The 13312-nt window shown below is 37.9% G+C and carries 11 protein-coding genes and 1 riboswitch; of the genes, 8 read left to right on the top strand and 3 right to left on the bottom strand.

The genetic code is table 11. The features are described 5' to 3' along the window. Window positions 1-155 precede the first annotated feature (155 nt). From hflX to ACFX4G_RS00185, 7 genes are all read left to right on the top strand, one after another. A complete protein-coding gene (hflX, locus tag ACFX4G_RS00215; RefSeq protein ID WP_377572561.1) occupies window positions 156-1418 on the top strand; it encodes a GTPase HflX in 1263 nt (420 codons plus the stop codon). 14 nt (window positions 1419-1432) lie between these two features. Then, window positions 1433-2695 (top strand): methionine gamma-lyase family protein, encoded by a 1263-nt coding sequence (locus ACFX4G_RS00210; RefSeq protein WP_377572559.1) that lies wholly within the window; start codon window positions 1433-1435, stop codon window positions 2693-2695. 190 nt (window positions 2696-2885) lie between these two features. After that, entirely contained in the window at window positions 2886-3293 is a 408-nt protein-coding gene (locus ACFX4G_RS00205; RefSeq protein ID WP_013058786.1) for a MerR family transcriptional regulator, read from the top strand. Window positions 3294-3376: 83 nt separating this feature from the next. Beyond that, window positions 3377-4711, top strand: a complete 1335-nt coding sequence (glnA, locus tag ACFX4G_RS00200; RefSeq protein ID WP_013058785.1) for a type I glutamate--ammonia ligase — start codon at window positions 3377-3379, stop codon at window positions 4709-4711. Between the two features lie 729 nt (window positions 4712-5440). Further along, the gene (locus tag ACFX4G_RS00195) at window positions 5441-6487 is read left to right on the top strand and encodes an N-acetylmuramoyl-L-alanine amidase (protein ID WP_043976565.1); all 1047 of its coding nucleotides are present in this window, start codon (window positions 5441-5443) and stop codon (window positions 6485-6487) included. 191 nt (window positions 6488-6678) lie between these two features. Continuing rightward, a riboswitch (cyclic di-AMP (ydaO/yuaA leader) is annotated at window positions 6679-6819 on the top strand. A gap of 161 nt (window positions 6820-6980) precedes the next feature. Further along, window positions 6981-8807, top strand: a complete 1827-nt coding sequence (locus ACFX4G_RS00190; RefSeq protein WP_377572557.1) for an APC family permease — start codon at window positions 6981-6983, stop codon at window positions 8805-8807. A 109-nt stretch (window positions 8808-8916) separates the two neighbouring features. Continuing rightward, window positions 8917-9894: a cation diffusion facilitator family transporter gene (locus ACFX4G_RS00185; RefSeq protein WP_043976567.1), complete on the top strand. Its 978-nt coding sequence runs from the start codon at window positions 8917-8919 to the stop codon at window positions 9892-9894. Between the two features lie 38 nt (window positions 9895-9932). Here the strand turns inward: ACFX4G_RS00185 and ACFX4G_RS00180 are convergent, their stop codons facing one another. The 3 genes from ACFX4G_RS00180 to ACFX4G_RS00170 are packed head-to-tail and all read right to left on the bottom strand — an operon-like array spanning window position 9933 to window position 12825. Next, window positions 9933-10910: a glycosyltransferase family 2 protein gene (locus tag ACFX4G_RS00180; RefSeq protein WP_192996279.1), complete on the bottom strand. Its 978-nt coding sequence runs from the start codon at window positions 10908-10910 to the stop codon at window positions 9933-9935. Continuing rightward, window positions 10907-11299, bottom strand: coding sequence for a GtrA family protein (locus ACFX4G_RS00175; RefSeq protein WP_097824481.1), 393 nt, complete (start codon window positions 11297-11299; stop codon window positions 10907-10909). Before ACFX4G_RS00175 ends, ACFX4G_RS00180 begins: the two co-directional genes overlap by 4 nt. Window positions 11300-11319: 20 nt before the next feature. Then, entirely contained in the window at window positions 11320-12825 is a 1506-nt protein-coding gene (locus tag ACFX4G_RS00170) for a glycosyltransferase family 39 protein (RefSeq protein ID WP_340446904.1), read from the bottom strand. 283 nt (window positions 12826-13108) lie between these two features. Here ACFX4G_RS00170 and ACFX4G_RS00165 point away from each other — a divergent pair, with 283 nt between their 5' ends. Beyond that, window positions 13109-13264, top strand: coding sequence for a hypothetical protein (locus ACFX4G_RS00165; RefSeq protein ID WP_165592289.1), 156 nt, complete (start codon window positions 13109-13111; stop codon window positions 13262-13264). Window positions 13265-13312 lie beyond the last annotated feature (48 nt).

The following is a 13312-nucleotide window of genomic DNA, read 5'->3' as shown; positions in this document are numbered from 1 at the left end:
ATGTTTTTTTAATCATCGTTTTATAGATTTTAAAAAGGGTGTTAAACTAGTAAAAGACAATGTATTCTGTCTCTTTTGCAAAGATGGAGAAATGGACATTTTTTTGATATGATATGAATGATTTGTCAATTTAATAGTAAGGGAAGGAAAAATCTTTGACAGCAGAAATGAATACTGAACTTGAACGCGTAATTTTAGTCGGATGTCAGCTTCATGACGATGACGAACGTTTTGAATATTCAATGGATGAGCTAGCATCTTTAACTGAGACTGCAAAAGGCGAAGTGCTGGTAAGGTTAACGCAAAAGCGCGATCGCATTCATCCAGCTACTTATATTGGAAAAGGGAAAGTAGAAGAACTTGTGGCTCTTGAAGAAGAGTTAGAGCCTGATTTAATTGTATTTAATGATGAATTGTCACCGAGTCAAATCCGCAATTTGTCAGCAGGATTATCTGCGCGTGTTATTGACCGTACGCAGCTGATTTTGGATATCTTCGCACAGCGTGCTCAAACGCGAGAAGGAAAAATGCAGGTGGAACTTGCTCAATTAAATTATCTGCTACCTAGGTTAGTAGGACAAGGTACCGCTTTGTCGCGTCTTGGAGGCGGAATTGGAACAAGAGGTCCTGGTGAAACGAAACTTGAAAGTGACCGCAGACATATTCGCCGTAAAATTGATGAAATTAAGCGTCAGTTAAAGACAGTGGTAAGTCACCGCGAACGTTATCGAGAAAGACGTAAGCGTAATCATGTCTATCAAATTGCAATTGTGGGCTATACGAACGCTGGTAAATCGACGATCTTTAACCGTTTAACAGAGGCGGGTATTTTTGAAGAAAATCAGCTGTTTGCAACTCTTGATCCAACGACAAGACAGTATACGCTTCCGTCAGGACTAACGGCTCTGTTAACGGATACGGTTGGATTTATTCAAGATCTTCCAACAACGTTAGTAGCCGCGTTTCGTTCAACACTTGAAGAAGTAACCGAAGCTGACCTTGTTCTGCACGTGGTAGATTCATCTAATCCAGATTACAACAACCACGAAAAAACAGTGCATCGCTTACTAGAAGAGCTGAACGTAACGGACATTCCGATGCTGACAGTTTACAATAAAGAAGATACGCAGCATGAACTATTTGTCCCATCCGCTTCGACATCTTTATCAATGAGCGCTTTTAAAGCTACTGATTTAGTGAAGCTTGGAGAAAGAATTCAAGAAGAAATGAAAAAAGAAATGGCGTTTTTTCATGTGCTGCTGCCGGCTTATGAAGGAAAAATGCTCGCTGAACTCAAAACGGTCTCTATTCTTGAGTCGTTAAAATTCAATGAAGAAACTGAGAAGTATCAGTGCAAAGGGTATATTGCAAAAGAGCATCCCCTGTACAAAAAGCTACAAACGCTTGAAGAAAGTTGAGGAACAAAGAAATGATGTTTGATCAGTTAAAAAACGGGGCACGCATTCGGGAACTTGCTGCAAAAGTAGAAAAACAAATTAAGCCTGTACATGAGAAAATTGACGAGCGCATTGAAGCAAATCAATTTCGGGTGCTGCAAAGCTTTCAGCAAAATCGAGTGAGTGATTCACATTTTAATCCGACAACGGGGTATGGATATGACGATCTAGGCCGCGATACGTTGGAGAAAGTATACGCGGACGTTTTTGGAACAGAAGCTTGTCTGGTGCGTCCGCAAATTATTTCAGGTACGCACGCAATTGGCATATCGCTGTTTGGTGTACTGCGTCCTGGAGATGAACTATTATATATAACTGGAAAGCCTTATGACACCCTTGAAGAAATTGTTGGTATACGAGGAAGCGGCGTAGGCTCTTTAAAAGAATATAATATTAGCTATAAATCAGTAGATTTAACAGCGCAAGGTCAAGTGGATTTTGAAGAAGTGAAAGCGTCTATTCATGAGCACACAAAGATGATAGGCATTCAGCGCTCAAAAGGTTACGGCATTCGCCCTTCTTTTACAGTCGCGCAAATAAAAGAAATGATTTCTTTTGTAAAGAGTATTAAGCCTGATGTTATAGTATTTGTCGATAACTGCTACGGTGAATTTGTAGAAACGATCGAGCCAACGCATGTAGGAGCAGATTTGATGGCGGGGTCGCTCATTAAGAACCCTGGTGGAGGTCTTGCTAAAATCGGCGGCTATATTGCAGGACGAAAAGACCTAGTGGAAGCTTGTTCATATCGAATGACAACTCCTGGAATCGGTGCAGAAGCTGGAGCGACGCTGTATAGCTTGCAAGAAATGTATCAAGGTTTCTTTTTGGCTCCGCACGTAGTCGGTCAAGCATTAAAAGGAGCGGTTTTCTCATCCGCTATGTTCGAAGAGCTAGGGATGCAAAGTGAACCGAAGTGGAACAGTGAACGAACGGATTTAATTCAATCCGTGCAGTTCGATGACCGCGATAAAATGGTTTCTTTTTGTCAGGCTATTCAAATTGCTTCGCCAATTAATTCACACGTAACGGCCTATCCTGCTTATATGCCAGGGTATGAAGATGATGTGATTATGGCAGCTGGAACGTTTATACAAGGAGCAAGCCTTGAGCTGACGGCAGATGGACCTATCAGGCCTCCTTATGTCGCTTACGTGCAGGGCGGGTTAACGTATGCTCACGTAAAAGTAGCAATATGCATGGCAGTAGATCAAATGCTGACGAAAGAACTTTTATAAAATATAAGATAGAAAGACTATTTTCTCCCCGCTAAGAAAGAAAAGATAGGCTTATAAAAATAAACGAAGTGCTATTTATTTGTATAGAAGAAATGTTCAGAAAAATTTATGTTAGAATTACTAACATTCGGTTGACAGGTGAACTAACATAGCATACAATGTAAATAGTTAATCCAAAGGAGGAACTGAAATGAGTGACAACATTCGAAGAAATACGCCACTTTTCCCAATTGGAATTGTGATGCAGTTAACTGAGTTGTCGGCTCGCCAAATTCGCTACTATGAAGAACATGAATTAGTTGCACCAGTAAGAACAGAGGGAAATCGACGATTATTCTCATTTAACGATGTTGATAAGCTGCTTGAAATCCGTGATCTTATTGAACAAGGTGTAAACTTAGCAGGTGTAAAGCAGCTGTTTCATCTTCAAAAGGAGCAAAAAGGGCATAAGCAAGAAGAAAAAGTTGTGGCAGCAACAGCAAAGCCAGAATTAACGGACGATGAATTGCGAAAAATGCTTCGTGCAGAACTTATGCAAGCAGGCCGTTTTAATCGAGCAACTTTAAATCAAGGAGATATGTCCAGGTTCTTTCATTAATAAAGTTATCAATATTTATGCCGTTCGTATATGAGGGGTATAGATTATAAATATTATATAGAGATTTAGGGGAGGATCACACGATGGCAAAGTACACAAAAGAAGATATTTTCCGCAAAGTTCAAGAAGAGAATGTAAAGTATATTCGTCTTCAGTTCACTGACATTTTAGGAACAATTAAAAACGTTGAAATTCCAGTAAGTCAATTAGAAAAAGCGTTAGACAACAAAATGATGTTTGACGGTTCTTCTATTGAAGGGTTTGTACGTATTGAAGAATCAGATATGTACCTATTCCCGGATATTGATACATTTGTTATTTTCCCTTGGACATCTGAAAAAGGTAAAGTAGCACGTTTTATTTGTGACATCTACAATGCAGATAGAACTCCGTTTGATGGCGATCCACGTAATAACTTAAAACGTGTGTTAAAAGAGATGGAAGAGTTAGGATTTACTGATTTTAACCTTGGACCTGAGCCAGAGTTCTTCTTATTCAAATTAGACGAAAAAGGCGAACCTACATTAGAATTAAATGATAAAGGTGGCTACTTCGACTTAGCGCCAACTGACCTTGGTGAAAACTGCCGTCGTGACATCGTATTAGAGCTTGAAGAAATGGGCTTTGAAATTGAAGCATCTCACCATGAGGTAGCTCCTGGACAACACGAGATTGACTTCAAATATGCTGCTGCATTAAAAGCTTGTGATGATATCCAAACGTTCAAACTTGTTGTAAAAACAATTGCACGTAAACATGGCTTACATGCTACATTTATGCCAAAACCATTATTTGGTGTGAATGGTTCAGGTATGCACTGTAACGTTTCATTATTTAAAGATGGTCAAAACGCATTTTATGATGAAAACGGTAATCTAGAGCTAAGTGATACTGCTCGTCAATTTATCGCAGGTATCATCAAGCACGCACACAGCTTTACAGCAGTAACAAATCCTACTGTAAACTCTTATAAGCGTCTAGTGCCTGGATATGAGGCTCCTTGTTACGTTGCATGGTCTGCTCGCAACCGTAGCCCATTAATCCGTATCCCAGCTTCTCGCGGCGTAGGAACTCGTGTTGAGGTACGTAGCGTAGACCCAGCTGCTAACCCATATTTAGCAATGGCTGTTCTATTAAAAGCTGGTTTAGATGGAATCAAGAACAACCTTGAAGCTCCAAAACCTATCGATCGTAATATCTATGTAATGACAAAAGAAGAGCGTATTGAAGAAGGTATCGTAGATTTACCTGCAACATTAGCTCAAGCTTTAGATAGCTTCCAATCAAACGAAGTTATGGTTTCTGCATTAGGTGAACACTTAGCAGAGCACTTCGTTGAAGCGAAAGAAATCGAATGGGATATGTTCCGTACACAAGTTCATCCTTGGGAACGTGACCAATACATGAGCCAATATTAATTCCTAAAAGTCCGAGAGATCGTTTATACGTTCTCTCGGACTTTTTTTGTTTTTCAAAATGAATAACATTGCGCATATTAAATATCGAACTAAGCTGTTCATAAAACAAGTATAGCTGCCTGTCGTACAATTTACAGGAGGCTTTTTTATGGTTTTGTTAGATACAGGAAAGAATTTGGTTATAAGAATTAAAAAGGATAAGCTTTTTGTCTCATTGAATCTATATGTAAAAGTAGTGTATAACAGATAGAGAGATTGTTTATGTGTTCACTCTGCACTTCAGTATAACTTCAAAGAATTTTCAGCCAGTCGTAGTATCATTAGAAAATACTGTTGGAGAGGAATGGAATGAAAATGCAAGAAGGAAATTTTTTTAAAGGTTTAGTAATAGGCATATTAATCAGCATTCCAATTTGGATTATTCTCATTGTTATAGGCGTTCTGCTTTTTAAATAGGCCCGTTCTCATAATAGAATAGACAAAACTTTCCTTTTAGTGTATACTTCAAATGAAAATGATAATTATTATCATTTAATCAACGAATCAACACTCTGCATATAGCTGTCACTCCTTGAGAGCTATCCCTATTTAATATTCTGTCTACAACGCAGAATAAACCGCTGCCTTTGAGTAGCGGTTCTTTTTTTAGTAAATTTCTACTTAGTAGGCTAGTATACGTAGCACTTTTTGCCCCTATACATATGTTAACAATAAGGAGGGACAAGTAATATGAAAAAAATCTATCTAGATGCAGGACATGGTGGGGCAGATGCAGGAGCAGTTGGAGCGAACGGACTGTATGAAAAAAACTTAGTTTTAAAAATTCAACAATATTTAATAAGCTATTTAAATAGCACCTACAGTGACTTTACGATTAAAACCACTCGTACCACAGATACTTTTTTATCGTTATCTCAGCGCGCTTCTCAAGCTAATTCGTGGGGAGCAGATGTATTTATGTCTATTCACGTAAATGCCGGTGGAGGAACAGGATATGAAGATTATGTTTATAGAAGCGCTAGCAATGCCAGTAAAACGTTTCAATCAATTGTCCACGGCCAAGTACAGCCAACGCTGCTGTCGTATAATCATCCGAATCGCGGTCGAAAATCAGCCAATTATGCGGTGCTTCGCTTAACAAATATGCCCGCAGTACTAACTGAAATAGCCTTTATTGATAACCGCACCGATGCAGCACTTCTCCAAAACGAAGCTTTTTTAAAAAGCATGGGTGAATCGTATGCAAAAGGAATTGCCGTCTATTTGAATTTACCTCGTCGTGCAGTTCCAAACCCCAATCCAACACCAACTCCGAATCCATCACCTTCTGAACCAGGTACAAAAACGTATACGATCAAGCAAGGAGATACGCTTTACAGTATTGCACAGAAGTACAACATAACAGTACAAGCGCTTCAAGAAGCGAATACAGGGCTTTCTGATCCTTTAACACTACAGGTTGGAAAAACAATTGTTATTCCTTCAGGGACTTCACCAAACCCATCTCCAACACCGTCACCAACTCCACCTTCGGAACAATATCCACTTCCAAATGGAATTTTAAAACAAGGTGATTCTGGAGAAGCCGTGAAGCAGCTTCAAAAAGCATTAAACGCGGTGAATTTTAAAGTAGGTTCAGTAGACGGAATATATGGAGTTCAAACGAAAGATGCAGTCAGACGTTTTCAGCTTGTGTATCTTCCTTATGATGTGGATGGTATTTATGGTCCTCAAACGAAAAACAAGCTAGCAGCCGTTTTAAAAGCAAAAAGTTAAAGCAAAAAGGTCTTCTGTAAGCGGGCAGAAGACCTTTTGTTTTTCTGTTAAAAGCGCCTTAAGCACTATTTTATGGTTTGCGTAAAATAATGCTTTACAAACCATTTGTACGGGAGTATATTATCTAAGAACAAAGGATAGTTATGAAAGAAACATGTTATCGATCATACCATTTAACCGAAAATTATATTGACCTGTTATCGCTTAATTCGTCAGAAGTGGGGGACCCAAATTTGTGCATTGTCACTTGGGGTGAATCCTTTTTTAAAGGTAGGGCTACTCTCATAGCCCGAATCCGACAGCTAACCCCATAAGCGTTTTGGAGAGGAGGTTTAAGCTGTGTAAAAACGCTGAGAACCCTTAGTGTTTTTTTTGTGCGCTTTTTTAACATAAAAAGGTATTTTTAAGGGATAATATCACTTATTCGTGAACTTGTAACGGAGCTTAGCAACGACAGTAAATAGTAGCTAAGCAATCATCGGAGGGAAATTACGTGAACTATTCAGTTCTCAAAAGATTATTGATTGGAAAGCCGCTTAAAACAAAAGAGTTAGGCGATCAAAAGCTTAGTAAGCTTAAAGCACTGGCTATTTTATCATCAGATGCCTTATCTTCAGTGGCTTATGGAACAGAACAAATTTTGATTGTACTTGCAACAGTCGGCGTCCTTGCCTATTGGTATTCGATTCCAATTGCGCTTGGGGTATTGGTTCTGCTCACGGCTTTAATTCTTTCATATCGCCAAATTATTTATGCGTATCCGCAAGGCGGAGGAGCTTATATTGTTTCGAAAACCAATTTAGGAGAAAATCCTGGACTTATCGCTGGAGGATCACTGTTGGTGGATTATATTTTAACAGTTGCTGTGAGTGTTTCAGCAGGAACCGATGCTTTAACTTCGGCTTTTCCAACGCTGCATCATTACAATGTAGTAATTGCGTGTTTGCTGGTGATTTTTATTACCGTCTTAAATTTACGTGGTGTAACAGAATCCGCTTCCGTATTAGCTTATCCGGTTTATTTATTTGTTATTGCTCTTATTTTGTTAATAGCGGTAGCCTTGTTTAAAATAGCGACAGGTCAAGTTTCACCTGAGCTTCATCCCTCTCTCGGTACAGTAGTGCCAGGTATTAGTTTGTTTTTATTATTAAAAGCTTTTTCGTCAGGCTGTTCAGCATTAACAGGTGTAGAAGCTATTTCAAATGCAGTGCCTAACTTTAAAGAGCCAGGTGCAAAAAATGCTGTTCATACATTAATGCTGATGGGCGGTATTTTAGCCGTTTTATTTTCTGGCATCACGTTTTTAGCTTATTGGCTTGGCATTTCTCCAAAAGCAGATGAAACGGTTGTATCACAAATTGCATCGAGTGTGTTTGGACGAAATGGATTTTATTATTTTATTCAAGGCACAACAGCTCTAATTCTAGTGCTAGCGGCGAATACGGGCTTTTCAGCTTTCCCTTTGCTAGCTGTCAACTTATCGTCTGATAAATACATGCCAAGAATGTTTCAAATTCGTGGCGATCGACTAGGCTATTCAAATGGAATTGTGACCCTTGGGATTGCTTCTATTGTCTTAATTGTAGCTTTTAAAGGAGCGACTGAACAATTAATTCCTCTTTATGCAGTCGGGGTGTTTATTCCATTTACGCTTTCTCAAACAGGCATGATTGTCAAATGGCTTAGAGAAAAGCCGGCCGGCTGGCAAGGGAAGCTAACCATTAACTTAATTGGTGCCCTCATTACCTTAACTGTGCTAATTATTTTGTTTACAACGAAGTTTTCACAAGTATGGTCCGTGCTCATTTTCTTACCGGTTATTGTCTATATTTTTCATCGCATTCATACGCATTATGAAGCGGTAGGAGAGCAGCTTCGCATTAAGCAAGGAGAAAAGATTGGAAAGCTTGAAGGAAGTGTGGTCATTGTTCCTGTAGCAGGAATGACAAAGGTAGTAGAAAATTCATTAAATTATGCAAGAACGATTGGCGATACCGTTATTGCAGTACATGTAGCCTTTGATCGAGAAAGCGAAAAGAGAATGGAAGAGAAGTGGGAGAAGTGGCAGCCTGATATTCGTATTGTTACGTTTCATTCTCAATACCGCAGCTTAGTGCGGCCGCTGTTTCGATTCATCGATATGGCTGAGGAAAAAGCCCGGGAAAATAATATGGCTATTACGGTCGTTATTCCGCAATTCATTACGAAAAAAAGCTGGCAAAATATCCTTCACAATCAGTCCAGTCTGCTGTTAAAAGCACATTTGCTTTACCGTAAAAATGTAATTGTTACAACTGTACCGTACCGTTTTAAAAAATAATGAAACATGACTAAAAACCTCCAACTTGTATGTTGGAGGTTTTTAATTTTTAAATTCACATACACTAACCGTAATCGAATCTCATCAAAGGCGCAAACGGAGGGATTGTATGAGTGAATTAATTAAATTGTTGCGAAAGGGAAATAAATCGGCCATCATGGCCGCTGTAGTTAATACCATTATCTCTATCATTAAAGGAATTGCTTTCGCTTTAACAGGGAATGTAGCAATGTTTGCTGAAACGATGCACAGCTTAGGAGATGCAGCTAATCAGTTTTTTGTCTTTATAGGTTCGGCATTAAGTAAAAAAGCCCCGACCAAAAGATTTCCAAATGGTTTCGGCCGATTGGTTAATCTCGTTCTATTAGGAGCGGTTCTTGTAGTAGGGATTATGGCGTTTGAAACGATTAAAGAAGGATATCACCACATTCTTCATCCCACGAAGTCTTCAGGCTTTATTTTAAATATTGCAGTACTTGGCATCTCGGTGTTACTTGAGATGTTTGTCCTATTTAAGGCGATGAAAGAAATTTTGCACGATGTCGGAATGAATACCGCAGAGGTCAATGTTTTTACGCAAAGCTTTGTTCATTTAAAGAAAGCAAAGCCAGCAACCAAGCTGGTCTTTATGGAAGATCTGGTAGCTACTGGAGGAGGCGTATTGGCGTTAATAGCCGTTTTCATTTCACGGTTTACACCTTTTCACCAAGCTGAAGGAATTGCTTCTATTTTAATTGGGCTTATGATGTTTTTTGTAGTAGGACGAGTATTTTTAGATAATGCTGCTGGAGCGCTTGGTGAAGCAGATAAAGAAATGGAAATAAAAATTGGCGCGATTGTCATGCAAGATGTACAAGTGCGTGATATTCAAACATTAATGGTGATGAAAGAAGGAGAAGAGCTTCACGTTGAATTAAAAGTAGAAATTGATCCTTCTTTAACAGTGGCAGAAGCTGATGATATTAAAGATCGTCTGGAAAATCGTATTTTACAGGAAAAAGGAGTAACGGATGTCATTATTGAATTTGATGAAGATGATGGAATTCCGGACTGGGCGCCAAGTGATTTACAGCTTCAAAAAGAATAAGAACAAGGAAGAAAACAACTGTTTTCTTCCTTGTTTTTTTAGCTATATACTTTTTCACGTACGTTTGGAGAATCTGTTGAAGCTTTCGAGAAGTTAATGGTTTCACGTACAACGTAAATAGGTCTATTTTTACTTTCATCGTAAATTCTTGCGATGTATTGTCCGACTAGACCTAAACCAAGTAGCTGAATACCGCTAAAGAAGGTGATAGCTACCATAATAGAAGTCCAGCCAGGCTGAATATTTTTACCTATCAGCCAAACAACAATCGAATAACTTAAAACTAAAAGTGATACAAAAACCGATAATAAGCCAATAACCATTACTAAACGCAAAGGCTTCGTTGAAAACCCAATAATTCCATCTGAAGCAAACTTGATCATCTTTTTTAAAGGATATTTTGTTTCACCAGCAAAACGTTCATCGCGCTCATATTCTACATATGTTTGCCTGAAGCCAATCCAAGACATCATTCCTCGTACAAAACGATTACGTTCAGTCATTTTTTTGAATACATCCGCTACTTTTCGGTCGATAATACGAAAATCTCCCGTGTCTTTAGGGATTTCGATATCGGACATATAATTTAAAAAGCGATAAAAATACTTAGCCGTGGCTAATTTAAAAAAGGTCTCTCCGCTTCGTTTCTTGCGCTTTGCATATACAATTTCATAGCCTTGCTGCCATTTAGCAATTAATTCGGGAATCATTTCTGGCGGATCTTGTAAGTCCGCATCAATAATAACGATGGCATCACCTTGAGCATAATCAATGCCTGCTGTTACGGCAGTTTGGTGCCCGAAATTACGAGCGAAATCAATAACTTTTACGTTAGAATCCATAGCCGCTACGTTTTTCAAGATTTCAATTGTTCGGTCGGTGCTGCCGTCATTGACGAAAATGAATTCATAGTTAATGTGGTTTTTATGCATGACGGAAAGCAAGCGATTGTAGCATTCATTAGCTACTTCTTCTTCAAAATACATAGGTACCACGATTGAAATTAGTTCTTTCATGCTTTACCTCCTATCGAGTGATTGTTTGTGTGCTTAAACGTCCATAATTTATTAAGGAAAAAATTGATAAACATTCCTATACAAGTAGACAACAGTTGTCCGATTATTGGATTAGCAGGTGTATAGTGTACAAGAAGGAATAAGCAGCTTGTATTAATTGCTAAAGTAATAAGGTTTACGATAAAAAATTGAGCTAACATCCATTTGTGTACGGTTGCTTGAAACACCCACGATTTGTTCCAATAGTAGCTGTTTATGACGCCAATAAAATAAGATAGTACGTTAGCCAATATATAATTCATATCAAAATGAATGAGTGCTAAATAACTGATAATAGTGAGCAGGGTATTCATTATACCTACAAATCCGAATTTCAGGAATTTTATCACGGTTGCATAATCCCTTCCATTTAATTTATCTCTTTACATTTTGTCTTGGGCTCATTTTTAGTAAATCGTACTATTAAATAGGATAGAATCACTGAAATACCAAACCCTTCGAGCAGCATAAAGCTTGGAAAAATAAAGAATCGATAGCGAGTTTGAATTTCAATAAGCAAGTGAATAAGAACGTATCCTATGATTAGTAATAAAAACAGTGTATACGGATATTTATCCTGCTTCTTCAGGAATAAACATATAAGTCCAATAATGGAAAGAATAGTAGTTGAAACATAAATAATTCTTTCATAACTTTGAGCAGCACTAATTAATTTCTCTTTATTAAAAGGTACATCTTCTTGAGGAGTTAATGAAATGCTCCAAAATGTAGATGCATCCGTTCCTCCCCACATATTTAGGAATTTAATGTGAAAGAGATCTAAAAGCTGCTCTTTATCTGCTACCCGCTCTTTAATTACCTCTTTTTCTGCTTCAGCTCGTTTTTCTCCAATTGGCATACCCATAAAACGACTAGCATCCTCTGAAGAATAAGAACCGCTTGTTTCGTAATTAAAGCCAATGACGAATTTCCATAAAGGATCTCTGTTACTTAAAGGATATTTAGAAATACCGCTGGCTACAAAAGAATAGTTGATTAGCGCATTTGCAATAAAAAAAGTAGCCAGTATGCCTACGAGGTTTTTTCCTATTTTCTTTCGACGAGCTTTTAATTCAGCAGCATCCTTCGTTTTAATGTAAGGTTGAAGAATTTGCAAGATGAAATAAATGAAAACAGCAACGATAATAATAGGTCCTAGAGGGCGCATTAAATTTCCTAACGACAATAGAAGGCCAATATAAAGCCAGCTAAACTTGTTATGAGCAAATCTTTTTATAATAAGGTAAAAAGCTGCATAAAATAAAAAAGTAGCTAAATGCTGGTTAGTTAACACTGAGCTATAGAGAATGTTCGGAATGTAGAACGCATATAGAAAAGCTGCCATTCTCCCAGCAAGTTCGTTAAATACTTTTGCGCCAATTAAATAAATAAAAATAACGGTTCCAGTGGAATAAAAAATATTTAACAATTTTAATATAAAAATATTATCTCCAAAACAGCGAATAATAACAGATTCATAGAATGAAAAGCCTAGCTGATATACCCATGTAGTAAAATAAACGCTTTGGTTAAATTCGTAATTTCCTTTTGCGATATTACGCGCGGCATCTAACATGACAAGAAAGTCAGATTTTACAGGCGTTTGAACAGAAAGCATCCATGCTAGTCGAATACCTAACGTCAAAACAATCAGTGAAATAAAAAAAACAGTTTTGTTCATGTATCTACTTGCAATTGCTATTAGAAAAATGACAAGGAAAGTGAAAAATATTCCTTCAATAATAAATGAATTACTTAAAGCCAAGCCTTTTAATTCCAATGAATTTGTCATCGCACTGTAACTGCCCCATAGAGACCATGTGAGAATAATGACACATAAAAAGATCAGGCTTTTGGATAAAAATGAGTTAAGCATATTACCTCCTGCAAATTATTTCAAAGATAAGGTACAAAATTCCTACCCTATGATACCATATTTTATTATTTTGTATATATTTTTCTTATAGAGTATAATATTAGATTGTTCTGAAATTACAACAGCAGCATAACATTTGATAAAAGGGTAAGCGGAGTAGGCAGTGATTTAGTAATAGATAAAAGAGGTTGGGAAAAAAGGATTTTAGTCGAAGTGAAAAACGAACCATTGATCATCATGTTTGATTAGTGGTTCGTTTTTTTATGGTGAACGTAGGTTTCATTTGTTTAGTTCCTTCCAGCAGTTGATTGGAGGGCAAGACGAAGACTCCTGCGGGAAAAGCGGAACAGGTGAGACCCCGCAGGAGCGTAAGCGACGAGGAGGCTCATCGGCCGCCCGCGGAAAGCGAAGTCTTGCACGGAAATCAACAGCGGTGTAACAAGCAATCCCTACTAGCTTATTTATTCCATTTGTTCCCCTATAGATT

It is taken from the genome of Priestia sp. YIM B13486, assembly GCF_042787865.1.
Taxonomy (GTDB): domain Bacteria; phylum Bacillota; class Bacilli; order Bacillales; family Bacillaceae_H; genus Priestia; species Priestia megaterium.
This window is presented reverse-complemented; position numbering and strand designations above follow the sequence as displayed.

Bases quoted from the DNA above. Each gene is read 5' to 3' on its own strand.
- ACFX4G_RS00210 (WP_377572559.1), top strand. From the start codon at position 1,433: ATGTTTGATCAGTTAAAAAACGGGGCACGCATTCGGGAACTTGCTGCA.
- ACFX4G_RS00205 (WP_013058786.1), top strand. From the start codon at position 2,886: ATGAGTGACAACATTCGAAGAAATACGCCACTTTTCCCAATTGGAATT.
- glnA (WP_013058785.1), top strand. From the start codon at position 3,377: ATGGCAAAGTACACAAAAGAAGATATTTTCCGCAAAGTTCAAGAAGAG.
- ACFX4G_RS00195 (WP_043976565.1), top strand. From the start codon at position 5,441: ATGAAAAAAATCTATCTAGATGCAGGACATGGTGGGGCAGATGCAGGA.
- ACFX4G_RS00185 (WP_043976567.1), top strand. From the start codon at position 8,917: ATGAGTGAATTAATTAAATTGTTGCGAAAGGGAAATAAATCGGCCATC.
- ACFX4G_RS00180 (WP_192996279.1), bottom strand. From the start codon at position 10,910: ATGAAAGAACTAATTTCAATCGTGGTACCTATGTATTTTGAAGAAGAA.
- ACFX4G_RS00170 (WP_340446904.1), bottom strand. From the start codon at position 12,825: ATGCTTAACTCATTTTTATCCAAAAGCCTGATCTTTTTATGTGTCATT.